Genomic DNA, 26,571 nt, shown 5'->3' with positions numbered 1-26,571 from the left:
GTCTATGGCGACAGCTCTTCTAACGATTTCCCTTTGGTTTCAATGGCAAAAATCCACGTAATCAAGCCGCCAATCAGCGCGATGACCGCGAAAGTGACAAACACAAAACGGATCCCGAAGCCGCTGACGATAAACCCGACCATTAATGGGCCAATGGATGACCCCGCGCGTAGCCATGCGCTGGAGTACGCGGTGCCAATGGCGCGTAGCCGGGTGGGATAAAGCTCAGCCGCATAGAGATAAAGCGAGAAGGCGATGGTCTGAAGAATGGCGTAGGTCATGCTTCCCAGAATCAGAATTTCAACGGCGGATTTTGCGCCCAGAACAGAAAGCGCAATCAGCGGAACGACGGCCAGTAAAAAGGCCCATGTGTACCAGCGCTTGCGCCCGACGCGGTCGATCAGCAAGGCGCAGATCACCGAAGCGACGACGCCGCAGGAGGAGGTGATCCAGCCGTAGGCCAGGCTGGTATCGAGGGAGAGGTTAAACCAGGTTTTGTAAAGGGTTGGGAACCAGGTGATCATTCCGTTGTTGACGCTGTAAACCGTCAGCCACAGCCCCCACAGCATAAAGGTGCGGGATTTATAAATACCGCCGAAGAGGGCCTTAACCCCTTCCGGAGCCGCTTTTTGCACCGCGGGGGCTTTTATTTCAGGTTCGGGCAACGTCATCCCACGCCTGATCACCTCAGATTCTAGCGTCGATACGACGTTGTCCGCTTCCTTCAGCCGACCTTTTGCAGCCAACCAGCGCGGTGATTCAGGCATCAGCCAGCGCAGGGGAACGGTCAGCGCGGAGGGGACTAAGCCAATTAAAAACATGACTTTCCAGCCATAGATGGGCACCAGAAAATACCCCACCAATCCGGCAAACATCATGCCGATAGGGAAAATCACTTCATACAACAAAAAGAAACGCCCGCGCTTCTTTGCTCCGACAAATTCGTTGATATAGGCGCTGGCAACGGGAACCTCCGCACCGATACCCACCCCCTGTAAAAAGCGAATAATCAGAATTGACCAGCCGTTCCAGGCAAAAAGGCACGCCGCATCCATCAGAACGAACATGATGATGGTGATACGTAATACGCCGATACGGCCTATTTTTTCCGCCAGCGAACCAAAAAACAGCGCGCCGCACAGCTGGCCCACGTAGCTGGCCGCAATAATAAGACCGACAAACGTCGGCGTAAGGCCCCACTCCTGGGTGAGCTGGGGAAGCGCAAAAGCGATAGCAATAATGGTATAGGCATCGAAAAACGTCGATAAGCCGACGATAACGCGGATCGCCTTCAGCCGCCGGGTGATGGGCAGACGTTCCAGTCTTGCCAGCAGCGCGTCCGGTGTTGACGCCGTTCCGCTGGCAACGGCGTAATCTGAAGCAATGGCCTGAGTTGACATAGTATTACCCTGTTAAACGTTGTCTGGGGCATACACGTAAGGTTCTGAATAACAACAGGGCAACGGACCCTTATCCAAAGACGTGCTGCATATAATGCTCTCTGAATTCGTTTGTGGTAACGTTACTGCAATCGATTTCACTTTCAGTTAATCCTTTGCTGGATTCACCGCTAAGTCAATTGCGCCTGTTGTATAATTGTCGAGCAGTTCACAATCTGAAAAAACTAACCGGTAAAAAAACGAAGCGGTGAACGCAGGGCAAAGTGAATAAAAAGGGTCAATGAACGACCTGCCGGGCGCACCCAGGCAAAGTGAAGCACCATTCCTTTTGTCCGGGCGAGGTTTGACGTAAGATCCTTTAACCCCACGGTTTGCACGATGGTATCCGTTGAACGGGCAACACGGATTTTTACCCGCATTGATGAGTTGGAGCAGCAGATGGATCAAGAAAGTGAACTGAACGATTTGCCGGAAAAAAAGCTGGCGACAATGCGGGATGTTGCTCGCGCCGCGGGCGTTAGCGTCTCGACCGTTTCACGGGTACTCGATGAAAGATTACCCACCTCGCGCAGCGCCTCGGCAGATAAAATTCGCCAGGTTGCCCGAGAGCTGGGCTACCGTCGGGACTATGTTGCTTCCAGCCTGCGGCGCGGCGATACCGGGACGCTTGGCGTCCTGGTTCCCAGGCTAACCGATGCCGTCACCGCCATGCTTTTCGAAGAGATAGCCCGGGCCGCGGCCAGACGAGGGTATTTCGCGATTGTAGCGACCTGCGGGGATAGCAAGGAGCAGGAGAAAAACGCCGTTGAGTCGCTGCTGGATCGCCGCGTGGATGGGCTGATCATGTCCACCTGCCGGCTGGACGATCCGTTGCCGCAAGCCCTGCGTGAACGGGATGTTCCCCACGTACTGGCGCTGCGTACCGACGGTTTTAGCCCCTCATCGGTAGGCGACGATGAGCTTGGCGGCTATCTGGCTACCCGGCACCTGATCGATTTAGGTCACCGCGATATTGGCCTGATTGGCGGCCCTGATTTTGCCTCCAACGCGCGCAACCGGCGTAAGGGCTTTGAGCGGGCAATGCAGGAAGCCGGGCTCAGGATCGAAGCGGACTGGTGCTGCCATTCAGATTTTAACATCGCCTCGGGAGAGCAGCAGGGAATGAAAATTCTCAGCCAGCCTCACCGCCCAAGCGCGCTGTTTGCCGTCAATGACGAACTGGCGATTGGCGTCCTGGCGGCCGCGCACCAGCAGGGCCTGGTGATTGGCGAAGATCTCTCGCTGGTGGGATACAACGATATTCCGCTGGTGAGCAGACTGCCCGTGGCGCTGACTTCGGTCAGAACGCCGCTGGAGCATATCGCCAGCAATGCGGTTGATATGTTATTGAATCCAGAGATAAATAATAATATGCGGATTACCACGCCTTCTCTTATTCCCCGTAAGTCTACCTCGTCTCCACGTAAATAATCCGCCTGCGATCCTCCCCGGCTTTCCTGGAGAAAGCGGGGAGGGTTGAATTTTGTATAACGGATCTCATCCCGGATGCAGATTGCTGTTTAGTTTGTGATCTGCGTTGCATTTTTAACCAACACGGCGTTGACGGTTTTATTTTTGAGGTTCAATGTCAATTACGTGAAAACGATTGCAGAAACGATTTCACTTTCGTTTCAAATCATCGCTTAACTGCAAACAAATGCTTACTCATCAAGGGGATATTTATGATTAACATCGATCTGAGAGGTTTAACTCCGGCTCCGGTTACACCATTCACTCGCGATGGACGCGTAGACTATGATGCCATTCAGCGTCTCGGTAACTGGCTCGGCAGCATCGACGGCGTGAAAGGTCTGGTGGTTCTGGGACACGCGGGGGAAGGGACTTTTCTGACCCAGGAAGAGCAGGCGAATGTGATCCGCGCATTTGTGAAGTCGGTGGATGATAAGCTTCCTATCATTGCCGGTATCACCGGGGAAGGGACCGAAGTGGCTGCGCTGGAGGCGAAGCGCGCCGTTGCCGCCGGGGCATCCGCAGGTTTGCTCTATCCTTCTCACGGTTGGCTGCGTTTTGGCTATCAGGATGGCGCCCCCCAGGATCGCTACCGCGTGGTGTATGAAGAAAGCGGCCTGCCGCTGATTCTTTTCCAGTATCCGGATGTCACTAAAGCCACCTACAACCTGAAAACCCTGCTGGATATCTCCGCGCAGCCGGGCGTATTTGCCATGAAAAATGGCGTACGTAATATGCGCCGCTGGGATACTGAAATTCCGGTGATTCGTCGCGAGCGTCCGGATCTGCAAATCTTAAGCTGCCACGATGAGTATCTGCTGCATACCGCGTTTGATGTGGATGGTTTCCTGGTCGGCTACGGTAATATCGCGCCTGAGCCGTTAATTGAAATGATTAAGGCGGGTAAAGCGGGCGATTACGTTAAAGCGCGTCAGCTGCACGATCGACTGCTGCCGGTGACCAAAAGCGTCTACCACCGCGGTTCTCACATGGAAGGTACCGTGGCCCTTAAGCATGCGTTGGTTGCGCGAGGGATCCTTGAACATGCCACCGTTCGCTCTCCGCTGCTGCCGCTCGAGAATGGGGCTGAAAAAGAGATCCACGACGCCATGCGCGCCGCCGAGCTGGGCCGCGTCCGTTAATTCATTATGATTCAGTTGTGAATCCGCAATGCAGAAATCGGCCTTACTGTATTGCGGATAATCGGTTACTTCGCCCCGGTATCATTTCATTCTCTTCATCATCACGTCGGGGCTTTCACCTCTGTCTCTTCCCAAGGTGATTTATGAAACTATTAAGCTTTCGCGTTAATGATAAAAATAAATATGGTCTGGCGACCGCCGATGGCGTCATCGATCTGCAGGCGCTGTTCCCTCAATATGGCAGTCTGCTTGAATTTCTGCCGCACCTTCATCTGCTTGATACTCTACCGCCGTCCGCGAAGAAAACGCATTATTCCTTCAACGAGATCGCTTTCCTGCCGGTCATTACTGAACCGAAAAAAATCATCTGCGCCGGCGTGAATTATCGCGATAAAAACGTTGCGGGTAACGAGAAGCCCGCGAATCCTGTGCTATTCATCCGCTTTGCGGATTCGCAGACCGGGCATCTGGCGCCGCTCCTCAAGCCGGAGTGCAGCAATGAGTTTGACTATGAAGGCGAAATGGCGCTGGTGATCGGCCGGGGAGGGCGCAATATCCCTGCGCAGGAGGCGCTGCAGTATGTTGCCGGCTACAGCTGCTATATGGATGGCTCGGTGCGCGACTGGCAGCATGCCTGCTTTACCGGCGGGAAAAACTGGCCTGCAACGGGCGGCTTCGGCCCCTGGCTGGTGACGGCGGATGATATCCCCGACCCGCAAAATCTGAATATTACCACCCGGCTCAATGGCCAGACGGTGCAGCAGGATAATACGGGCAGCATGTTGTATTCAATTGCCGAACTCATTGCGTATATCAGCACCTTCAGCGCGCTCTCTCCGGGAGACGTTATCCTGACCGGCACCCCCGGCGGTATCGGAAAAAAACGTACGCCGCCGCTCTTTATGCAGCCCGGGGACAAGGTGGAAGTTGAGATTGAGCAGATCGGATGCCTGATTCACACCGTGTGCAGCGATGCCGCTGTATCGCGATAAATTGTCGTTCACCGGCAGGTTACATCCAAAGATATGGTGAGCGCGCGTTTGCGCGGCGGCCATGTCATCTTGCGAAGGGTTAATGCCGGACAGGGAGCCGTGGAGGCAATATATGATATTGGTCCAGTTTCTGGTGGTGCTGCTGTTTCTGTACATCGGCATGCGGGTTGGCGGGATCGGCGTGGGGTTTGCCGGCGGCGCCGGCGTGATTGTCCTCAGCGCGCTCGGCGCGACGCCGGGCGATATGCCGATGCTGGTTATCGTGTTTATCATGGTGGTGATCGTGGCGATTGCCGCCATGCAGGAGGCCGGCGGTATTGAATATCTTGTTGACCTCACCGAGCGCCTGCTGCGCCGCTATCCGCGATTGTTAGTCATCACCGCGCCGCTTTCCACCTGGCTATTAACCATGATGGCCAGCACCGGGCAGGTCTCCTTTGCCTGTATGCCGGTTATTGTCGGCGTGGCGAAAGAGAACAATATAAAACCCACCCGCGCGCTTGCTCTCTCCGTCAGCGCGTCTTTGCTGGGTATTGTGGCGTCGCCCATTTCCGCGGCGGTGATTTTTTTCTCGGGGATACTGGAGAAAGGGCATGACGGCTGGGGCTATATTGAGCTCATTGCGGTATCAATACCGTCCACCTTTCTTGCGCTGCTGGTCACCTCCGTTTTTTACCTGTTCTGGGACAGAATCCGCCAGCAGGATCGGCTCTGTGACAATCCGGTTCAGGTTAAGGCACGGACTGAGCGGGCTATCCCGCCCTATGCCGGTCGTTCGGTGCTGATCTTTATCGTTGGGCTGGTTGCGGTTCTGGCCTATGCGATTGTCACCAGTCCAAAATTAGGGCTGATTGCCCATCCGGTCATGAGCAGCGGGCAGGCGCGGGTAGGGGTGATGATGGGCGTTGCGCTGCTGATTGTGGTGTGCTGCCGGGTTAACGTCCACAAGGTCCCGTCCGGCTCGGTGTTTAAAACCGGGATGACCTCCTGCATCTGTATCCTTGGCGTCGCCTGGCTGGGTTCCACCTTTATGGACAGTAATCAACAGTGGCTGCAAAGCGCGGTCTCGTCACATTTATTGGATTCGCCCATTATGTTGGCGCTCATCATTATGGCGGCATCATGTTTCTTGTATTCGCAGGCGGCTTCAACAAAAATTTTATTCCCTGCCGCGCTGAGCATGGGCGTTGCTCCCGCTATTTTGGTCGCCTGCTTTCCGGCTACGGCTTCTCTTTTTATTTTGCCAAATTACCCGACGTTACTGGCAGCGGTAGAGCTGGACGATACCGGCTCCACCAAACTGGGCCGACATATTATCGATCACCCTTTTCTGCTGCCTGGCCTGGCATCGGTGCTGCTTTCTATTCTCTTCGCCGCGGGGCTGGCTCTTATAATTCGGTGAATCACGCCAATCTGGCCTGCGATAGGTTGGGGAGCAGGCCGGTGATTATCTCTAAAACATGGCGAAAATTGTCACGTTTATTCGAGGGGGGCAGATGAGCCGTTTTCAGGGAGTTATCATTCCCGTGCTGGTCAGAATTGTTGTAAAACCCAATAGAAATCACCGCTCAGACAGGGCCTTCGGTTGTTGAATCAAAATCCGATTCGTCGGCCGCCACTAAGAGCGGCCCTAACGAGGCAAACAGGCGCTGTATTTCTTCATCCGCTGCGGTGAGGATGACTGCGGATTGATTTATTCCATCACTATATGCCAGGCGTAATCTGACGCAGTTTGCAGGCTGGAATATCTCACGTAGGGTTCGGGACTGAATACCTGGTACAAGCGAAATCAGGGTGTGTGAATCGCGTAACCGCACACCGCGCGCGAGTTCATTTAAAGTATCAGGGTTAACGCTAATAATAATGACATCCGCTTCATCAATGACCGCCTGGTGATTGTCCAGGGTCCAGCAGGGAAATTTCCTTGCCAGCCTTTGAGCCCGTTCGCTGTTTGCCGAGGACAGAAACACCTGGGCGCCCGTTTCCGCCTGAAAGAATCCTGCGATCAGTTTTTCGCTTAACGCATCCACGCCCAGAACGCCTATTCTTTTCATTCGTCCCCCGGTTACGTGCATGAGAGGCGGCGAGATGACGCTCCGCCACGATAATATCCGGTCTCCGGCGAAGCAGGTCGGCCGGCATCCCCACAGAGGCGATCTGCGGGGGCCTGGGCCATCCGCGCGGTTGCCTGAGCAAGATCCCGATTCTGCGCGAGTGCGTCAGACACCAATGAACTCAACATCGGGTCGTTAAACCCTTCCCACCACACATCAAAACTGGCGATCCGCGAGGCGCTTCTTTGCTGGACGGCAGGCTGAGAGTGATAGTGCTTCAAAAGCGGTGCATCGGGACGATGATAATCCGGCCCGACGGCACAGCCCGCCAGTAAGCCAGCCGTGACGGCCAGGACAAGAGTACGCAGGAGAAACATGATGTGCCTTGAGTCAACTGTGATTTGTGACTACATTACCAAATGGTCACAAGTTGTCAATCGGGGCCTTCTGGGCTAAGCTGGAAAAATGACAAAATACACAAATGCACACTCCTCACGGGGACCGTCGGACCATTGCGTCCGCGATCGGATTGTGGAAGCCGCTACGGAGCACTTCGGGTATTTCGGTTACGAGAAGACCACCGTGTCAGATCTGGCGAAAACGATTGGTTTTTCAAAAGCCTATATATACAAATTTTTCAATTCAAAACAGGCGATTGGAGAAGTCATTTGTGCTAACAGGCTGGCGAAAATCTCTGAGGTCGTCAATGACGCGATTGCCGATGCGCCTACCGCCTCCGAAAAGCTGAGGCGGTTATTGAACGCGCTGATCGAAGCCGGTAACGATCTGTTCTTCCACGATCGCAAGCTTTATGACATTGCTGCCGTTGCCTCCCGGGAGCGCTGGCCTTCCGCCGCCGTCTATCAGCAGCAGCTGCGACAGCTAATACAGCACATCATTCAGGAAGGTCGGCAGGCGGGGGAGTTTGAACGCAAAACCCCGCTGGACGAGACCGCTGATGCCATCTGTCTGGTCATGCAGCCTTATATTTGCCCGTTACAGCTGCAATTTAACCTCGATACCGCACCCACTGCGGCCGTCCTGCTCTCCTCATTAATACTCAGAAGTTTAGCAATCCAAAAGTGACCATTGACTTAGTTGGTCACATGAAAGAGTATGGTTCAACTGTCCTGTCAAAATGTTTAAGGAACTCCATGCTCAGGCTCAAATCAGCCCCTCTTGCCGTTTGCCTGCTGCCGTTTGCCCTCGCGGCCTGCGGTGACGTTTCCGGCACAGACGATCCCCGCACTCAGCCTCCTCTGGTCAGGTCTGCGACCGTAGTGAGTGCGATGGATGCCTCCCGCGCGTTTACCGGCGTTGTTGTCGCCCGCGTTCAAAGCGATCTCGGTTTCAGAGTGCAGGGCAAAATTCTTGAACGTCTGGTCGATACCGGTCAGAACGTCAAGCGCGGCCAGCCGTTGATGCGTCTGGATCCCGTGGACCTCGGCCTGCAGGCGCAGGCTCAGCAACAGGCTGTCGCGGCCGCACGGGCCCGCGCAAAACAAGCTGCGGCGGATGAGGCGCGTTACCGCGGTCTGGTCGCGGCAGGGGCGGTGTCGGCATCGGCCTACGACCAGATTAAGGCGGCCGCCGATACGGCCAAAGCTGAACTCAATGCGGCTCAGGCCCAGGCGAATGTGGCGCAAAACGCCACGGGCTACACGGTGCTGCTGGCCGACGCCGACGGCGTGGTTATGGAGACTCTGGCTGAACCCGGTCAGGTGGTTAGCGCCGGTCAGCCGGTGGTTCGTCTGGCCAGAGCGGGCCAGCGCGAGGCCAGCGTGCAGTTACCCGAAACGTTACGTCCGGCTCCCGCAAGCGAGGCCGAGGCCATGTTGTACGGCACCGGTAAACAGACGGTCCCGGCGAAACTGCGTCTCCTTTCCGATGCGGCCGATCCGGTCACCCGCACCTTCGAGGCGAGATATGTGCTTGAAGGGGCGCTGGCGAATGCGCCGCTGGGATCCACCGTGACGCTGCACATTGCAGACGGTAAATTACCGAACCAGGTGATGCAGGTGCCATTAGCCTCCCTCTACGATCCGGGCAAAGGGCCGGGCGTCTGGCAGATTTCAGGTCAGCCAGCCAAAGTGTCGTGGCGGTCCGTTCAGGTGCTGGGATTGAGTGATGATGCGGCGCAGGTATCCGGTAATCTCCAGCCTGGCGAGAAGGTGGTCGCGCTCGGGGCGCATCTGCTGCATGACGGTGAGGCCGTACGCATGGCTGTACAGAACGATGCCAGCGTCGCCGGGAGTCGGCCATGAGCGACGGCAAATTCAATCTTTCAGCGCTGGCCGTTCGCGAGCGTTCCATCACGCTGTTCCTCATTATCCTGATTACCGTGGCCGGGGTTCTGTCGTTTTTCGAACTGGGGCGCGCGGAAGACCCGCCGTTTACCGTCAAGCAGATGACGATTATTTCTGCCTGGCCGGGCGCTACCGCGCAGGAGATGCAGGATCAGGTTGCTGAACCGCTTGAAAAGCGGATGCAGGAGCTCAAGTGGTATGACCGTAGTGAAACCTACACCCGTCCCGGTCTGGCTTATACCATGCTGTCACTGCAGGACAGCACGCCGCCTTCACAGGTGCAGGAAGAGTTCTATCAGGCGCGCAAGAAGCTCGGCGATGAGGCCAAAAACCTGCCGGCAGGCGTTATCGGACCGATGTTCAATGACGAATTTTCCGACGTCACCTTCGCGCTCTTTGCGCTGAAGGCGAAAGGAGAGCCACAGCGGCTGCTGGTTCGCGATGCGGAATCGCTGCGTCAGCGTCTTCTGCACGTGCCGGGGGTGAAGAAGGTCAATATTATCGGCGAACAGGCCGAACGCATCTTTGTTTCGTTCTCGCATGACCGGCTGGCCACGCTGGGCGTTTCCCCTCAGGATATTTTCTCCGCCCTTAACAGCCAGAACGTCCTGACGCCCGCTGGATCGATTGACACTAAAGGACCGCAGGTCTTTATTCGCCTGGATGGCGCTTTTGACAAACTGGAGAAAATCCGCGAAACCCCCATTGTTGTCCAGGGCCGGACCCTGCAGCTATCGGACGTGGCGACCGTTGAGCGGGGCTACGAAGATCCGGCAACCTTCCAGATCCGCAACCAGGGGGAAACGGCGCTGTTACTGGGCATCGTGATGCGGGACGGCTGGAACGGGCTGGATCTGGGTAAGGCGCTGGATGCGGAAACGGCCAAAATTAATGCGGGTATGCCGCTCGGCATGACCCTGACCAAGGTCACCGACCAGTCGGTCAACATCAGCTCCGCCGTTGACGAGTTTATGATCAAGTTCTTTGTCGCGCTGCTGGTGGTGATGGTGGTCTGTTTCGTCAGCATGGGGTGGCGCGTGGGCGTAGTGGTCGCCGCTGCCGTACCGTTAACGCTGGCGATTGTCTTCGTGGTGATGGAAGCTTCCGGTAAAAACTTTGACCGTATCACCCTGGGCTCGCTGATCCTGGCGCTCGGGCTGCTGGTCGATGATGCCATCATCGCCATCGAAATGATGGTGGTGAAAATGGAAGAGGGCTACGACCGCATCAAAGCCTCCGCCTATGCCTGGAGCCACACCGCCGCCCCGATGCTCGCCGGTACGCTGGTCACCGCCGTTGGTTTCATGCCTAACGGTTTTGCCCAGTCCACCGCCGGCGAATATACCAGCAACATGTTCTGGATCGTCGGTATCGCCCTTATTGCCTCCTGGATTGTCGCGGTGGTGTTTACGCCTTATCTGGGCGTGAAGATGCTGCCCGATATCAAAAAGGTAGAGGGGGGACACGCAGCGATTTACAACACCCGTCATTACAACCGTTTTCGCCGGTTGCTGGCCTGGGTTATCGCGCGCAAGTGGATCGTAGCGGGTACCGTGATTGCCGTCTTTACGGTCGCGATACTCGGCATGGGGCTGGTGAAAAAACAATTTTTCCCCACCTCCGACCGTCCTGAGGTGCTGGTTGAAGTGCAGATGCCCTATGGCACCGCTATCGAGCAGACCAATGCCACCGCGGCGAAAATCGAAGCCTGGCTGAGAAAGCAGAAAGAGGCAAAAATCGTCACCTCCTACATCGGGCAGGGGGCGCCGCGTTTCTTTCTGGCCATGGCCCCCGAGCTGCCTGACCCGTCATTTGCGAAAATAGTCGTGCTGACGGACAACCCGGAAGCCCGCGAGGCGCTTAAGTTCAGACTGCGTGAAGCGGTGGCCGGTGGGCTGACGCCCGAGGCGCGCGTGCGCGTGACCCAGCTGGTGTTTGGTCCCTATTCACCCTATCCGGTGGCTTACCGCGTCATGGGGCCTGACCCTACCACGCTGCGCGAAATCGCAGATAAGGTCGAAAAAGTGATGCAGGCCAGTCCAATGATGAGAACCGTCAACACCGACTGGGGGCCGCGAGTACCGGCGCTGCACTTCACGCTCAATCAGGATCGCCTGCAGGCGGTGGGGCTGACCTCGAATGCGGCCGCGCAGCAGCTTCAGTTCCTACTTTCAGGGATTCCGATCACCTCGGTACGGGAAGATATCCGTTCGGTACAGGTCATGGGACGCGCGGCGGGGGATATCCGGCTTGACCCGGCAAAAATTGCCGGCTTTACCCTGGTGGGGGCTGCCGGGCAGCGCATTCCGCTGTCTCAGATTGGCGAGGTTGAGGTGCAAATGGAAGAGCCGGTTATGCGCCGTCGCGATCGTATACCGACCATAACTGTCAGGGGAGATATAGCCGAAAATCTGCAGCCGCCGGATGTTTCTACCGCCATCACGAAGGCGCTGCAGCCGGTCATCGATACGCTGCCGGACGGATACCGCATCGAGCAGGCGGGTTCGATCGAAGAGTCCGGGAAAGCCACCAAAGCGATGGTGCCGCTGTTCCCTATCATGATTGCCATGACGCTGTTGATTATCATCCTGCAGGTGCGGTCGATGGCGGCGATGGTGATGGTCTTCCTCACCGCGCCGCTGGGGCTGATTGGGGTGGTGCCAACGCTGCTGCTCTTCAACCAGCCTTTTGGCATCAATACCCTCGTCGGGCTGATTGCGCTGTCCGGCATTCTGATGCGCAACACCCTGATCCTGATAGGCCAGATCCATCACAACGAGCAGGAGGGGCTGGCACCCTTCCATGCGGTGGTGGAGGCAACGGTGCAGCGGGCTAGACCGGTATTGCTGACGGCGATGGCGGCCATACTGGCGTTTATCCCGCTGACGCACTCGGTGTTCTGGGGGACGCTGGCCTACACGCTGATTGGCGGGACGTTTGGCGGCACCATTATCACGCTGGTGTTCCTGCCCGCCATGTATGCCATCTGGTTCAAAATACGTCCTGATACGCAGAAACCTGCGGAACCGCAGGCTGCAGTTTGACCGTGATGCACTAAAGAAAGGGTCGCCAGACGACGTTCCGGCGGCCCTGAAAATATCGACCCGAATGATGAGGATTTAACGATGGCTCTCAAAAGGCGAAAGCGAATAGTCGTAACCGGATGCGGCATGATCGGCCCTCTGGGATGTGATACAGAGATAGCCTGGCGCAGGCTTCTTAAGGGCCAATCGGGGATAAGGCGTCTTTCGCCAGACGTCAGCGATGGAACCGGTATTGCCGTCGCGGGCCTGGTCCCTTCTGTTGTCGAAGATCCTGAAGCCGGCTATGACCCGGCGCGGTTTATACCGACAAAAGAGCGAAAGAAAATGGACCGTTTCATTGAGTTTGCGCTCATGGCGGCCGAGGAAGCGCTGACGCAGGCAGGCTGGCGCCCGGTGGATGATGACTCGCAGCAACGCACAGCAACCATTATCGCATCCGGTGTGGGAGGGTTTGGCGCGATTGCTGATGCGGTGAGGACTACCGATACGCGCGGCCCACGGCGACTATCGCCGTTCACTGCGCCCTCTTTTCTCGCCAATATGGCTGCAGGCCATATCTCGATCCGACATGGTTTCAGGGGGCCGCTTGGCGCGCCGATCACAGCATGTGCGGCTGGCGTGCAGGCGATTGGCGATGCGGCCCGGCTTATCAGAAGCGGCGAAGCTGATATCGCTATTTGTGGGGGGACGGAGGCCGCAATCGATCGCGTTACGCTGGGGTGCTTTGCCGCGGCGCGTGCGCTCTCCACCGGGTTTTCGGAAAACCCGGCTGAAGCGTCAAGACCCTTCGATCGCGATCGGGACGGGTTTGTTATGGCGGAAGGTGCCGGATTATTAGTCATTGAATCTCTTGAGCACGCGCTTGCGCGCGGCGCGACCCCTCTGGCTGAACTGGTGGGATATGGCACCAGCGCCGATGCATGGCATCTTACCGCCGGGCCGGAAGACGGTAGCGGCGCACGTCGGGCAATTGAACTGGCTTTGGCTCAGGCGCAGGTGAAGGCCGATGAGATCCAGCACATCAACGCCCATGCCACCTCTACGCAGATTGGAGACAAGGGCGAGCTGGCGGCCATCAGGTCTGTGTTCGGTGGGGGATTGGGTGTCGCTATTAGTTCGACAAAATCTGCCACCGGCCATCTGCTGGGGGCCGCAGGGGGTGTTGAGGCCATATTTACCGTGCTTGCCTTACGCGATCAGGTTATACCGCCGACGTTGAATCTGCATCATCCGGATGAGGCGGGGCAGGGCCTGGATCTTGTCGCGTTAAAGGCCCGTCCTGCTGCTATAACCTATGCATTATCAAACGGTTTTGGTTTCGGTGGCGTCAATGCGAGTCTTCTGTTTCGTCGCTGGGAAACGACGTGATGGCGTGCCACGACTTAATCCTGAAGCGTTTATTGATAAGAGCCCGGGGGAGTCGTTTTTATTTTGGCCATTTGGTTCTTATCATCATAATTCAGCTTTATTTTTTTGTTGTCCGTGTCGTCTACAGAACAACGCCTGAATAAAGATATTGGCCTCAGCGCCCAACGCTAATTTCTGCATAAAATAATAAAAGCTGTACTATTAACCGCTGTCGCCACTGGCAGTGGTTTTTTTTTATGGAAAAATATCGGTTAACCCTAAAGTCAAATAATGTCTTATTTGCTGTATAACAGGCATTCTTAGGGCGAGTGGCGATCTTAAAGCGTGGTTCACCTTTTCCAACAATGATTTGCAATGGATTGCTAAGCCAGCTTCTGACCATCGATTCTTCTAAAGAATGTGCATTTTGCCGCCGCTCAGGCAGGTACCGCTTTCGTCATCATCGGCAGCCACGTTATACAGGCCAGTTGATGGCTCGATTATTATCAATGATATCTTTATGTGTTGGCGCCTCACCCAGCTTACCGAAGCTGGCATAAAGCGAAGGCAGACGGGCCCGTCCTTCTCCCTTTTTCGCCAGGGGGAAAGCGCGAAGCATGGTGGCAGCCTCCCAGTCGCAACAATAGGACGGCGTGCACGGCTGCTGACGCCATGATTCAGCGATAGACCCGGAAAATACGGGGTCAAAGCCGGTATCGTTAACCAGGGACATCGTGACCTGTACTGCGGCTGGATGATCTCCTGCTACTGCGACCGCCAGGCGACCGCGGCTCCCCTCAGGCAGCCCCAGTTCTGCCAGAGAGTCGGCGAGTATATTGTTGAAGGCTTTGATAACGGGATGCCCAATCTGCTCCTGAACCCATTCGCTTTCCGTCCGATCTTCATCCAGCGCAGCAATCTGCGGATCGCGCAGACCTGGATAATAGTTGCTCGTATCAATGACAGGGACATGTGGAGGTAAACCCGAGAAAAGCCCATCAGGCAGGCTACTCACCGCCGGGAATGGAATGGACAGAATAACGGCATCTACGTCAGTCACTGCACCATATATGTCCGCCGGCACTGCGTTAATTTCACTGGCAAATTCCCTTACCGCGTCTAAACCGCGTGAATTTGCCACTTTTACCTCATGCCCAGTTTCGCTTAACTTACGTGCAAGCGTACCGCCAATATTGCCTGTACCAATTACGCCGATTCTCATCTTCACTCCTGAAGTCGTTTGCAATAGGGGGTACACTAATCCCTTACTGTGGTAACGACAAGAACACACAAAATAGTGGGTAGCTTACTGGAGGTAAGTATGGAAAGAGACTGGCGTTGTGATATACCTGAACAACGGCTCGTATGGGCGCAGGTTACCAGCGAAGCCCTGAAGATTATTGAAGGTAAATGGAAAACAATAATTTTATGCCAGCTTTTCGCCGCTAAAGTTCCACTGCGCTTTTCTGAGCTTGAACGTAGGATCGAGGGGGTAAATCAAAAGATGCTTATACAGCAGCTTAAGCAGCTGGAAAAAGATGGGATTATATTACGGACGCTTTATCCTGAAGTCCCGCCTCGTGTTGAATACTCCCTCACGGAACTGGGAACAGCACTGGGCCCATCTATGGCGGCATTGATTGAATGGGCCCTGCTGCGTCGGGAAACGCTTGGCCTTGAGCCTGGTTGAGATAATCAGGCCGGTATATCCCGAATTGTTAATATTTTCCGCAATGATCTTCGAGACTTGTTTCGTCATAACCGACGTTCGCTGTCTGCTCTTAGCGGACCTCAAGCTCGGTCAGATGGTCAGCTTAGTGCCCAGGCTGTGTGAAAACTGCTGATCACTTTTTGGTCTAAGCAGTGGTTTTATATGATCAACCATTCTTGATAAACCCATGCGGTAACCTACTTTATTTAATAAAATTAAAAGCATACGATTAAATATTGCGGGTGTAGATATGACTCACCACATTAAAGGTCAAGGCAGACATCAGGTGACGTTGCTCCCTGAAGTGCTGGATGATTTTGTCACAGAAGACAACCCTGCCAGGGTTATTGATGTCTTTGTTGATGAATTACAGCTTGATGCTCTTGGCTTCGAGCGTGTTAATGCAAAACAAACCGGGCGGCCAGGATATCACCCTGCAACCATGTTGAAGCTGTACATTTATGGATACCTGAACCGCATCCAGTCATCCCGCAGGTTAGAAAAAGAAGCCCATCGTAACGTTGAATTGATGTGGTTACTTGAGCGATTAACACCTGATTTTAAAACCATTGCTGACTTCAGAAAAAACAACGGTAAAGGCATCAGAAATGCTTGCCGGGCTTTCATTGATCTGTGTCGGCAGATGCAGATGTTCACCGATGTGGTGGTTGCCATCGATGGTAGTAAGTTCAAGGCGGTAAACAGCAAATCGAACAACTTCACGCCCCAGAAAACAAAAGGCCACATCGAAAGGGTTGAGCAAAGTATCGCTCTTTACCTGAATAAGCTCGATGAAGCTGACAAGGCTGCGGAGCCCGAAAAAAATGCAGGGTTAACCGCTGCAAAACTGGCATGGCTGCGAAAGCGTCTGAAAGAACTCAAGCAAATCCAGCAGGCCGTTGTGCAGCACCCTGATAAGCAGTTGTCACTGACAGATCCTGATTCCCGGCTAATGAAGATAAACAATGTTAACCGCCAGGTTAGCTATAACGTCCAGACTGCCGTTGATGCTAAATATCACCTGATTGTTGCGCATGAAGTAACAAATACACCAGACCGTGGGCAGCTAGCAGCGGTGACAAAATTAGCGCAAGATGCGGTTGGCAAGGTGGATATTACCGTACTGGCTGATAAAGGTTATTACAGCCGGGGGGATATTAAAGCAACGCAGGACTTAGGTGCCGTAGCCTTAGTACCCAAAGGTGATACCTCTGGCGCTGACCGCAAAGGTCTTTTCAATCGTTCATTGTTCAAATATGACCAGGAAAAAGATATTTATATTTGTCCGATGGGTAGCGAGCTTCAGAACAGATTTACTGTGCTTGAGGATGGTTTAGAACAACAAATGTACTTTAACAATATTGCTTGTCGTAATTGCAGGCAGCGGTCAAGGTGCACCACATCAAAACGCGATCCGAGACGTATAAGGCGCTGGGTTCATGAAGCAGAAATGGAAGACATGCAAGCCAGGCTTGACGCATCGCCACAAACAGCTGTCGTGCGCAAGCAAACGGTAGAGCATCCGTTCGGGACAATTAAAATGTGGATGGGAGCGACTCACTTCCTGACGCAACGGTTTAAAAACGTCAGCACAGAAACCAGTCTGCATGTGCTGGCTTATAACCTGAAAAGGATGATGTCCATCTGGGGTACCGAAGGATTGGCCATTAAGCTGCAAGAACAATGCAACTAACGGGAGTGGCCGCTTTAACCCCTAATAACAAGCCATTAACGCTCCATATCAAGCCACTAAAAGCCTAGTTCTGCCCCTACATACAAATCACAGCGAATACGGTCATTATCAGGAATATCTTGCATCCCTGACTGAGGATAGTACTCAGATACTGCAAAAACCGAGTTTTTACACAGCCTGTGCCAGAAGCGGACATCGGTGGGAAGTTTAACCAGTAGTTAGGGTGCAATGGGAAACATAAATACAGAATATCAGTAGCAAACTCGGGAGCATTCATCTTTCTATTAAGTTGAAATGTGGCATAAATTTTAACCATGGCTGTTGTCAAGTCCCGCAAATTGACCCATAGTGTTTAAAGCTCAGCGGTAGGGTTGTCCAAACCTTAACAGTGCATCAGCCTTTTGGAGAAAATATGAGTTTTTTTCAGGAAGGAGCATTTAATTGGCGTAGTCTGCAGGATCTACCTAATGCCTCATTCGTATGTGGCTACTGCAATATTAATGTTTCATCTGTAAGAAGGATACAAACTAGGACAGCATGGTGACGGAAGTGGTTCACAGGTTGGCGCTGTATATGTTTGCCCAAATTGTGGTGGTCCGGTTTTTTTCACTCCAGATAGCCAACAGCTTCCATCCCCTGCTCTTGGAAATTCAGTACAACATGTACCCGCTCATCTAACTGAGCTTTATGAAGAAGCGCGGCGCAGTACTGGCGAGGGTTGTTATACCGGTGCGGTTTTACTTTGTAGAAAAATGCTAATGAATATCGCAGTCGCTCAGGGGGCGAAAGAAGGACTAAAATTTATCGAGTACGTTACTTACCTTTCCGATAATGGATACACGCCACCAAATGGAAAACATTGGGTTGACCATATACGAAAAAAAGGCAATGAAGCCACGCATGAAATAACAGTAATGAGCGAAAACGATGCCAAAGAGCTAATCGTGTTTATTGAAATGCTTCTCCGGTTTATTTTTGAATTTCCAAGTATGGTGCCTAACAAAAGTAGTTTTTAGGCTAATTAGGGGATCAACTAGGATACCCTTTGCTTCACACCCATTAGGTATGAGTTATACATATGGACCCTAAGAAGCTATTTATTGATGACCGTATGAAGGGCATTTGCGCCTATTGCGGTGGTACGCCAAATTCACGTGACCACGTACCGTCAAAGGTCTTGTTGGATGAGCCATATCCGAAGAACTTACCCGTTGTGGAATCATGTGCCTCCTGCAATCAGGGGTTCTCGGCAGCCGAAGAGTACATTGCTTGTCTGATCGAGTGCGTGATGCACGGTACTACGATTCCTAACGAAAAGTTTCGGCCGAAGATATTTGTCATCCTTAATGCTAGACCATCGATTGCAAGTACAATTGAGAATGGAAAACAAGCTGATCGTCACGGAAATCTATTTTGGCAGCCAGAAGAAGGAAGTGTTAAAGAGGTTGTTCTAAAACTTGCCCGTGGACATATTGCTTATGAACTTGGCATTCAACGCATTGATGAACCAGCATTTATAGATATTTCCCCGTTGCCTAGCATGACTAAAGAACAATTAGAAATGTTTTTCTCGTTAAGCTCAAGTCATCTGTATCCAGAGATTGGTAGCCGAGCGTTTGTCAGTGTGCTCTCAGGTAAGGTCAGCGCTTTTGAGAATTGGTTAGTCGTGCAGAACGGACGATATCAATATGCCATAGGTCAGTCCGATGGCGATTGGGTAAAGATAATAATAAATGGCTACTTAGCTTGCCATGTAGTATGGGACTAATAGTGTATAACAATAGGATAAATGAATATGATTGTTGAAGCGACAGAACTCTTAAGTGCTTTTGTAAAAGAAGAACAAGATAAACTTGAAAGCATCAACATGCCACATATGCCAACGTTGGGGAAAGCCTACGAGGAGATTACAAAACACGGTATTAACCAATCATTTTCAATCCCTAAGGGGTTGAATCTCTCTGTTGTTAGCGGATTCATCCGCGTCGGGGAAGAGCAACTACCCAATCAGATAGATTGCATGTTGGTGAAAGGCAAGGGGGATAAATATGGATTAACGGATGAATATATATATGATATAGAAAATGTATTAGCAATATTTGAAGTAAAGAAAACTCTCAACAAAGATGATTTTATCGATGCATATGAACATTTAGCTATCCTAAGAAAGAAATATGGCGAATTTTTTTCGGGAAAAATGGATGCTATGGAGTTGAGGCCAAATATAAATGTGGCTTCGGAAATTTTTTCAAAAATAACAGGTGTAAGTGGCCCAAGCAGCTACGATGATATTTTTTATTTAGATAAGGAAAGTCAAGTGTTGTTTTACTCGTTAGTAATTGAACAATTGGCGCCAGTGACAATTATTCACGGGTATGGGGGATATAAATCAGAGAAAGGCCTGAGAGATGTCTTTCTGGATTATTTAGATGAAGATAATTATTTAAAAAACCTTACGAAGAAAAAGAAAAAAGAGGAAGAAAAAAAAGCAGATTCAATTAACATGATTAGAGGCATAAATAGTATTCCGACTCTAATAACTGCAAACGAGTTTTCGTTAGTGAAAACAAATGGTCTTCCTTATTCCTTTTCAAAAGAAAAGAATAAAAATGACTGGGCAGTTATAGCTTCGGGAAGAGATAACCCACTTAGGATTATGCTTGAATTAATTTGGAGTAAAATATCTATTCAGTTCGATATAAGTATGCCATGGGGCAATGATGATCATGTCGAAGGATTAGCTCCATTACTTTATGCTAAGGTTTTTAAAAAAGATGAGTTATTAGGTTGGTACTATAGGTCATTCGAGCTTTCCTCGAAAAAATTAAAATCGTTTCTACCTTCAAAATATGAGCCGCTAAGAATTTCTAATGGAGCAATACATTTAGTTCGTAAATTGCCATTAATGCCTGATGGATATATAGTAAATGATGAAAATAGAATTATGTTTGATACAAAAGGATTTGATCTTGATGGGGTGGTTGCGGAGCTAATATCTACATCATATTTTGCACTTAACGGTAGTAATTTGCTCACAATTCATCATACAACATATGTATGCGATTTTGATGAGTATGGTTTCATAGATAGTCAATTTCAGCGGCTAAAGTCATGGTGTGATAATAGTGAAGATAATGCAGGAATTATTCATTGCATCATTTTAAGTTGACTTGGTGAAAAGTCCACTTTCGTCAGGTTACGATGTTAATTAGCGTATTCATCAGTAATACAGAGTAATTTCCTTAGGGAAAATTTATGCCAAAAACTTTACTGAGGTTACTCTACTTCTGGCTTTACCATTTCATCTTGTCTCACCTACACAAAGCCCTTATCAACAGGGGCTCCATGACTTTCAGGCTGGATGATGAGGTTATTCAGGCCAGCAACACCTTCATCACGTGGGCACCCTCAGCGCTATTCTGGCCTCGCCATCACGACTGTCCCGGTGATTAAAAGTGTATTCCGGCTAACCTGTGGGCCGTACAGGGTGAAGTGCTCCCCTTTGATAAAACACGCCAATGCTAATAATTCCCGTTCCGACTCGATTGCGAACCTCCGCTTTTCGCTCACAGCGGACCTTAAGCTCTTTTAGTTTGTCCTTCCTGTGTCAGAAATGGGCTTTATCTCTCAGGATCCACCAAACTATCCATTAGGATGTACTGCGCAGCTTTACGCGCATATTGGTCAATCAAAGGTACTAGCCGAGTGAAATGCTCGCTGGCGCAGTGCGCATCAAGTGCAGTATGGTCAGGCCACTCTTCAATGAAAATAAAATGCCCCGGATCCTTTTCATCCCGGTACAAATCATAAGCAATACAAAGAGGCTCTCGCTTCGTTGCCGCGATGAGCTCGCGGTATAAAGGTAGAACGGTGTCGATGCACTCGGTTTTGATAAAATCTTCGGCAATGACCTTTAGCATGTGAACTCCTTCATTAAAAATGGCTAGGGCTTTTGAGGGATAGTGCCAGTCTGAATAGCTATTTCAAACAAAAGGTCCGTTTCTCGCTCAAAGCTGCCTGTCAATAGCAGGGTGTTGGATGCATTTTTTTGTTAGAGATGACCAAGTAAAACGTAAGTGGGTAGCCAAGTGAATGCAAATACCGAAATGGTCGACTAAACGTGTTTGAATGTATGTTTTTGCAGTAACATCTTTTCGACCCATCCGTGCAGCCAGTGAACTGGACTGACAACATCCGTAACCAGAAGCCATCAAAGTAGCAATACTGCCCAAAAGACAAGACAGGCGGGAGCGACACGGTAACACATGCTGTAAGCATACCTTTGCATTGAGCCACAAACAATCTCACTGTACATGCCACAATTTTGCCATACTCACAACGCGCAAAAATGCACATTCGTGTCAAAAAAGCAAAGCAATGCAATAGTAAATAGATGATTTTATTAGAAAAGATGGTGCCGATAATAGGAGTCGAACCTACGACCTTCGCAGACTCTAATGAATTATCTACAAAGCCTAGCTAACTGATTGATTAACCTTAGTTAATTAGACTTTTCACCAGCAACAAAAGGTATATATCAACCCTGAAACTGCCCCGACAAAATATCAGGGGTTTACATGACTTACAAGCGTGACAGATATCTGATTCTCGACCATTGCGGGGTTTACATGGTGCGAATCGTTATACCGTCCTACATGAAGCCTTACTTCAACGGTAAGCGCTACTACATGAAATCCACAGCCACCAAAGATATCAGGCAAGCAAGGCTTTTCAGGGATGCTGTAGCGGTAGAGTTCATCAAGCTAAGGGAACAGCTCAAGCCAAAACAAAACGGCTCAAAGGTTGAGCAGATAATCAATGAACTACGTGGAATCAGCAACTTTGCAAAGGAATCACCAGTGAATTACGGGGCTAATATCGAGCGCTGTCCTACACTGATACAAATACGTGACCTTTATTTGCTGCAATATAGCGATAAACGCAAACTAACAACGCTTTCAAAGATAACTAAAGCCGTTGAGTTAATTCTTTCTCACATTAAGCAACGTGATTCACAGCTTCAGGATATTAACCGAACGGTAGTAACCGGATGGCTTGACCAACTGAAAAAAGAGAAAGCAACTCAAACGCTACAAAACTATATAAGCGCACTGGCTCAACTATTCGATTTTGCAAAGAATCGCTATCACGATGCGCCTAAAGATAATCCTTTCAGAGGGCACAGGTTAGAGGCCAAAAGTTCACATGATAGTTATGAACCTTTCCTTATTTCTGAGTTAAGCAAAGTCTTTAGGTTACTTAATGAAGAAATGAAACAGGTTACCTTAATTGGTCTTTATTCAGGGATGAGATTGAATGAAATTTGTAGCCTCACCACTGATGATATTGTTACAGAGGAAAACGTAAGGTGTTTACGCATCACAAAAGGCAAAACAAAGAATGCAGCTCGGTTAGTTCCCGTTCATCCTTCAATTAACGTGCTTATTGATAAGTTGATTCAAAACCATACGGATAAGTTTCTTTTCAGACATGCAGCGCTAACAGACAGGGCTGATGGTAAGCGCTCTACATGGCATACACAGCAATTCACCAGAGCAAAGAGAAAGGCTTTAGGCGAGAAGGAAACAGAGAGGAGGGTCTTTCACTCATTGCGTGGTATGTTCATCACTGAACTTGACCGTCTCAAAGTGCCTGAAGACCGGATAGCGCTTCTTGTAGGTCACGAGAGGGGGAGCACAGAGTCTTTCAAGACTTACAGTCATGGGGCTTCACTCAAAGAGCTTGCTCAGTACGTGGAAAAGGTCAATTTTGACCTGTAACTTGACCTTCAGCAGTCAGTGCTTTCTCTGGCTGGCGGTTCAAGCTTGTCACTGAAAAAGCATGTGGATATAGAGGCAATCAACGTAAAAACTGGTTACACTTTGTAAACCATTAGCTAAAATGAACCCTCTACTACACGAGAAGTGGTGGCCTATGAACAATTCCCCCGTCTTGAAATTACAAGACATTGCAAGCTCAAGCTCTACAGATATTGAAGAGCTGCTTTCACGAGCCAAAATGATATCAGTAAAACTTGGCTTACAAGATATTTCAGACTGGCTTGAGCACGAGATAAATGGTTATCCTTCATTTGATTCTCTCCCTGCATACAGGGTTATCAAAAACGTTCCTATTAGAGCCTATAACCCATATGCTGGGTGGATTCCATTTCAGTTGGGTGATATGAGTGAAAATCACCGTGATGTTTATGAAATTCTAACAACATTACATCTCACCAACTCTGTTTCTATGTTAGTAGAGTTCGCTAAAAGTAATCAGACTTTATACAGTGATTTACCCCCTGTGCAATATAACTTTTTACAGCAAGCGAGCGATTGTGATTTTCGCCTTGCATGGAGCATAAATCCAGCACAGATTACAAAAATACTTTCCAATGTGAAATCAAAGATACTTGATTGGGCCTTATTATTAGAAAGTAAAGGGATTTTAGGCGAAGGTTTATTATTCTCACAAGCAGAGAAAAAAGAGGCTGCAACAATGACTGTTAACAATATTAATAACTTTAACGGCAACGTGCATAATGCTGGTGCTATTGGTGCTGGTAACACAGGAGATATTCACCAACAGAACAGTATTACTTCAGGTGATTTTAACTCCCTTGCGCGTCAGCTAAAAGAGCATGGGCTGGATGATGCTGATGTCATAGAACTGGAGCAGCTTGTTAAACAGACTGATAAACCGACTTCAAAAGGTGAAGTTGAAAAGGGCTTTGGGGCTTGGATTGGTAAGATGACGGGAAAGGCTTTCACTGGAGGGCTTAAAATCGCTGGCGCAGTGGCTCCTGCTGTTCTTACCAATGCGCTTTGCCATTACTTTAACATTCCTGTCTGACATCAAGTTAAGGCCGCTATTATCTGACGGCCTTTCTTTTTCATTCATGAAAAGTGCATAGTTATACATCGATATCCCGCGTACACTGATTAAATTGAATGGTTATTCTTTGTTTTAACAGTGATTAACAGTTTTCTCACACCCCATATTTTCTTCTTCGATGGCTTGCCAGTCCTGACCTCAAGCCATTTTTCTGTTCTGTGGTGATTACAGTGAACTTACTGGTAATTTACACACTGTTTCCAGTCTGGTTAAGGTATACCTCAAGAGGCACCGATTTACTGAACCAGTTCACCCCAAAAATGATTTATTGAACCACACAAAACAGACTGATATAATTGAACCATCTTAAACAGACTGCTACGGTTCACTATCATGACTTCACGTGTCTACGCTTACCTCAGAGCTTCCACCACTCAGCAAGACGCAACACGCGCCAAAGGTCAGTTGGACGAATTCGCTACAGCCAACGGTATGACCATTTCAAGCTACTTCACAGAGAATGAATCAGGTGCATCGCTACAGCGCCCTGAGTTGTTCAGACTGCTTGAGATTGCACAGAAGGGAGATGTTCTCTTAGTCGAGCAGGTAGACCGTCTGTCACGTTTGAGCGGTGAAGACTGGAACAAGTTACGGTCACTGATTAATGAGAAAGGTGTGAGAGTCGTTGCCTTAGACCTGCCAACAAGCCACCAGCTTATTCAGTCAGGGGATGAGTTCACCAGCAGAATGCTTGAGGCATTAAACGGAATGATGCTGGACATGCTCGCCGCTATTGCCAGAAAGGATTACACAGACCGTAAGAGAAGACAGGCTCAGGGCATTGTAAAGGCCAAATCAGACGGTAAGTACAGAGGCCGTCCAGAGGACACACAGCGCAATGAGAGAATAGCCAGGCTGTTACAGGCTGGTATGTCCTACAGTGACGTAATGGAAACGGTGAATTGCTCAAGGGCAACGGTGGCAAAGGTCAGTAAGAGTCTCAAAGAGATGGCTTAATTTGACTTGTGAAGAGTCACGCCCTGCTTTGTGCGGGGCTTTCTCATTGATTTCATTGCAGATATGTCAAAAAAATGCTTGTTAACCGCTACTTTCTCAGGTTCGCCTTCTAAGCAGGTATTCATCTGCTCATCAAATCTTCCAGACCCTCATAGATATGTTCCATAGTGTATAAATATTGGACTATCAAACGACCTTACCCAATTTTGGGAAAAATAAGATTAATGCCATTCGAGATGGATTCATAGTCTGCCATGATTCAATCATGCAGATGGAAAAACAGATATTGTTGTATCACTGGTTTTTTGGTCGATTTATATGTGAAAAGGAAGAGTAACATGAACAAAGTTAAAGCTGTTGTTTTCGGAGTTATGATGTCTGCTGCTATAACAGCCAATGCTGCAAATGAAACCACTACTGTAACAGGTGAAGTCGGTAAAGATGTCAAACTATACCTTGAGTCCAATCCGACTACGGGTTACGGCTGGATGATTAAAGACCTTCCTGACGGATTGATTTTCGTTTCTGGAGGATATGAGCAGTCAAAAGACTGTCCGAAAGGTGCCGTAGGGTGCGGTGGTGAAGAAGTGCTTCACTTCATTGGTGAAAAGAAAGGGGAAAGCACACTAAAACTCATTTACGGTCAGTCATTTAACAAATCAAGCTGGCAGGAAAAAGAAGTTAAAGTTGTGATTAAGTAATCTTGCCCTCCCTCTTTGTTTTCGCAGGGAGGGATGTATCATCTACTCACAGCCTAATACCTTTGAAAAATACCGCTGCAATTGTATAGGCAGAGCTAAAAGGTTTGATGTCTGGATCCGGCTTATGCTTACCGTTATCCCTGTACCATTGTTTCTGGCATTCAACACAAGCCATGCAGCTTGAATAATGTTCACTAGCACCATGTCTCTTGCAGATGTGAACAAAGAAACGCTGACCACGTGCTCTGGCAATCTTTGCAGCAGCAGTTTTTCGGATGGTGAAGTCTTCTGTACCAGTCAGAAAGATGAATTGATTAGTTGGCTGAATAGCCTTATCAGTTAAATCGAAAGGTAGAACGCTCATAACACTGTTTGTCCATGTTCAAAAGTTAATCAAGTCCACTAGCAGAAATCACCAGTGAAAGAAAAACCCTTGCTGTGTAAGCGTTATGTGCTGCTGTTTCAGGGTGTAGGCAGCGATTGGAACCGATAATAAGTGATAGCTGTAGGTTGGTCACATTTGGGGTGTGAATCCTTCACCGTTCATCGGTCTGTTATTTGATGATTTGCTAATCGGGTGGGCTTACTGGAATCTGTTACAAACTCAACTAAATGAGCCGTTACAGCAGGATTACCACATCGTTTCCGATGTTTCACATTCATCTCCTAATAGACTGATTATTCTATCAAAGATGATGGTTTGATGCAATTGTAATCTGAGCCGGTTTAGCACTCGCTGAGGGATTCTGATAGGCTATCTGAATAGATTACAAGGCGAAAGCAAGAAGCATGACAACGCGAAGCCATGCGAATGTTGAAAG

Annotated in this window: 22 protein-coding genes and 2 pseudogenes; 18 read left to right on the top strand and 6 right to left on the bottom strand. The window is 50.1% G+C overall.

All coding sequences use genetic code 11. The features are described from left to right. Nucleotides 1-2 precede the first annotated feature (2 nt). A complete protein-coding gene (locus ACE3MN_RS21395) occupies nt 3-1,400 on the bottom strand; it encodes an MFS transporter (RefSeq protein ID WP_004132593.1) in 1,398 nt (465 codons plus the stop codon). 438 nt (nt 1,401-1,838) lie between these two features. On the opposite strand from ACE3MN_RS21395, the gene ACE3MN_RS21390 reads away from it, so the two are divergent. The 4 genes from ACE3MN_RS21390 (at nt 1,839) to ACE3MN_RS21375 (ending at nt 6,445) form a co-directional block, all read left to right on the top strand. Then, entirely contained in the window at nt 1,839-2,870 is a 1,032-nt protein-coding gene (locus ACE3MN_RS21390; protein WP_004129304.1) for a LacI family DNA-binding transcriptional regulator, read from the top strand. A 251-nt stretch (nt 2,871-3,121) separates the two neighbouring features. After that, the gene (locus ACE3MN_RS21385) at nt 3,122-4,051 is read left to right on the top strand and encodes a dihydrodipicolinate synthase family protein (RefSeq protein WP_004129307.1); all 930 of its coding nucleotides are present in this window, start codon (nt 3,122-3,124) and stop codon (nt 4,049-4,051) included. Nucleotides 4,052-4,194: 143 nt separating this feature from the next. Then, on the top strand, nt 4,195-5,043 hold the full coding sequence (locus ACE3MN_RS21380; RefSeq protein WP_049085655.1) for a fumarylacetoacetate hydrolase family protein: 849 nt from the start codon (nt 4,195-4,197) through the stop codon (nt 5,041-5,043). Between the two features lie 112 nt (nt 5,044-5,155). Beyond that, nucleotides 5,156-6,445 (top strand): anaerobic C4-dicarboxylate transporter family protein, encoded by a 1,290-nt coding sequence (locus ACE3MN_RS21375; RefSeq protein WP_102650403.1) that lies wholly within the window; start codon nt 5,156-5,158, stop codon nt 6,443-6,445. A gap of 166 nt (nt 6,446-6,611) precedes the next feature. On the opposite strand, the gene ACE3MN_RS21370 is transcribed toward ACE3MN_RS21375, so the two are convergent. Further along, the gene (locus tag ACE3MN_RS21370) at nt 6,612-7,097 is read right to left on the bottom strand and encodes a pyrroline-5-carboxylate reductase (RefSeq protein ID WP_102650404.1); all 486 of its coding nucleotides are present in this window, start codon (nt 7,095-7,097) and stop codon (nt 6,612-6,614) included. A gap of 104 nt (nt 7,098-7,201) precedes the next feature. Then, a pseudogene (locus ACE3MN_RS21365) lies at nt 7,202-7,474 on the bottom strand (TolC family protein); the annotation flags it as partial. An 88-nt stretch (nt 7,475-7,562) separates the two neighbouring features. On the opposite strand from ACE3MN_RS21365, the gene ACE3MN_RS21360 reads away from it, so the two are divergent. From ACE3MN_RS21360 to fabF, 4 genes are all read left to right on the top strand, one after another. Further along, nucleotides 7,563-8,183: a TetR/AcrR family transcriptional regulator gene (locus ACE3MN_RS21360; protein WP_102650406.1), complete on the top strand. Its 621-nt coding sequence runs from the start codon at nt 7,563-7,565 to the stop codon at nt 8,181-8,183. A gap of 68 nt (nt 8,184-8,251) precedes the next feature. Next, a complete protein-coding gene (locus tag ACE3MN_RS21355) occupies nt 8,252-9,361 on the top strand; it encodes an efflux RND transporter periplasmic adaptor subunit (protein WP_049085660.1) in 1,110 nt (369 codons plus the stop codon). Continuing rightward, on the top strand, nt 9,358-12,447 hold the full coding sequence (locus tag ACE3MN_RS21350) for an efflux RND transporter permease subunit (protein WP_024359111.1): 3,090 nt from the start codon (nt 9,358-9,360) through the stop codon (nt 12,445-12,447). The genes ACE3MN_RS21355 and ACE3MN_RS21350 overlap by 4 nt, the downstream gene beginning before the upstream one ends. A gap of 81 nt (nt 12,448-12,528) precedes the next feature. Further along, nucleotides 12,529-13,815 carry a beta-ketoacyl-ACP synthase II gene (gene fabF / locus ACE3MN_RS21345; protein WP_102650407.1) on the top strand — a complete coding sequence of 429 codons (1,287 nt, stop codon included), beginning with the start codon at nt 12,529-12,531 and terminating at the stop codon, nt 13,813-13,815. Nucleotides 13,816-14,269: 454 nt separating this feature from the next. Here fabF and ACE3MN_RS21340 read toward each other — a convergent pair whose 3' ends face one another. After that, entirely contained in the window at nt 14,270-15,016 is a 747-nt protein-coding gene (locus ACE3MN_RS21340; protein WP_102650408.1) for an NADPH-dependent F420 reductase, read from the bottom strand. 99 nt (nt 15,017-15,115) lie between these two features. On the opposite strand from ACE3MN_RS21340, the gene ACE3MN_RS21335 reads away from it, so the two are divergent. The 6 genes and pseudogenes from ACE3MN_RS21335 to ACE3MN_RS21310 all read left to right on the top strand — a co-directional run. Continuing rightward, entirely contained in the window at nt 15,116-15,484 is a 369-nt protein-coding gene (locus ACE3MN_RS21335) for a winged helix-turn-helix transcriptional regulator (protein WP_004132581.1), read from the top strand. A gap of 271 nt (nt 15,485-15,755) precedes the next feature. Continuing rightward, the gene (locus ACE3MN_RS21330) at nt 15,756-17,198 is read left to right on the top strand and encodes an IS1182 family transposase (RefSeq protein ID WP_080922782.1); all 1,443 of its coding nucleotides are present in this window, start codon (nt 15,756-15,758) and stop codon (nt 17,196-17,198) included. 758 nt (nt 17,199-17,956) lie between these two features. After that, entirely contained in the window at nt 17,957-18,214 is a 258-nt protein-coding gene (locus ACE3MN_RS21325; RefSeq protein ID WP_142385535.1) for a DUF4145 domain-containing protein, read from the top strand. 62 nt (nt 18,215-18,276) lie between these two features. Next, nucleotides 18,277-18,966 carry a hypothetical protein gene (locus ACE3MN_RS21320; protein ID WP_102649598.1) on the top strand — a complete coding sequence of 230 codons (690 nt, stop codon included), beginning with the start codon at nt 18,277-18,279 and terminating at the stop codon, nt 18,964-18,966. Between the two features lie 27 nt (nt 18,967-18,993). Next, complete coding sequence (locus ACE3MN_RS21315; protein WP_142385536.1) at nt 18,994-20,367, top strand: DUF6602 domain-containing protein; 1,374 nt, start codon at nt 18,994-18,996, stop codon at nt 20,365-20,367. Between the two features lie 86 nt (nt 20,368-20,453). Next, nucleotides 20,454-20,670, top strand: a pseudogene (locus ACE3MN_RS21310) (transposase); the annotation flags it as partial. A gap of 148 nt (nt 20,671-20,818) precedes the next feature. On the opposite strand, the gene ACE3MN_RS21305 reads toward ACE3MN_RS21310, so the two are convergent. After that, the gene (locus ACE3MN_RS21305; RefSeq protein ID WP_102649600.1) at nt 20,819-21,118 is read right to left on the bottom strand and encodes a putative quinol monooxygenase; all 300 of its coding nucleotides are present in this window, start codon (nt 21,116-21,118) and stop codon (nt 20,819-20,821) included. 657 nt (nt 21,119-21,775) lie between these two features. On the opposite strand from ACE3MN_RS21305, the gene ACE3MN_RS21300 reads away from it, so the two are divergent. The 4 genes from ACE3MN_RS21300 (at nt 21,776) to ACE3MN_RS21285 (ending at nt 25,750) form a co-directional block, all read left to right on the top strand. Continuing rightward, complete coding sequence (locus ACE3MN_RS21300) at nt 21,776-22,978, top strand: tyrosine-type recombinase/integrase (protein ID WP_089191222.1); 1,203 nt, start codon at nt 21,776-21,778, stop codon at nt 22,976-22,978. A gap of 154 nt (nt 22,979-23,132) precedes the next feature. Beyond that, nucleotides 23,133-24,050 carry an abortive phage resistance protein gene (locus ACE3MN_RS21295; protein ID WP_089191221.1) on the top strand — a complete coding sequence of 306 codons (918 nt, stop codon included), beginning with the start codon at nt 23,133-23,135 and terminating at the stop codon, nt 24,048-24,050. Nucleotides 24,051-24,425: 375 nt separating this feature from the next. After that, the gene (locus tag ACE3MN_RS21290; protein WP_137963390.1) at nt 24,426-25,049 is read left to right on the top strand and encodes a recombinase family protein; all 624 of its coding nucleotides are present in this window, start codon (nt 24,426-24,428) and stop codon (nt 25,047-25,049) included. Between the two features lie 338 nt (nt 25,050-25,387). Beyond that, nucleotides 25,388-25,750, top strand: coding sequence for a protease inhibitor I42 family protein (locus tag ACE3MN_RS21285; protein WP_052954250.1), 363 nt, complete (start codon nt 25,388-25,390; stop codon nt 25,748-25,750). 46 nt (nt 25,751-25,796) lie between these two features. Here ACE3MN_RS21285 and ACE3MN_RS21280 read toward each other — a convergent pair whose 3' ends face one another. Beyond that, complete coding sequence (locus ACE3MN_RS21280) at nt 25,797-26,114, bottom strand: hypothetical protein (protein ID WP_072060716.1); 318 nt, start codon at nt 26,112-26,114, stop codon at nt 25,797-25,799. Nucleotides 26,115-26,571 lie beyond the last annotated feature (457 nt).

The sequence above is a fragment of the Klebsiella grimontii genome, from assembly GCF_042137965.1.
GTDB lineage: Bacteria > Pseudomonadota > Gammaproteobacteria > Enterobacterales > Enterobacteriaceae > Klebsiella > Klebsiella grimontii.
This window is presented reverse-complemented; position numbering and strand designations above follow the sequence as displayed.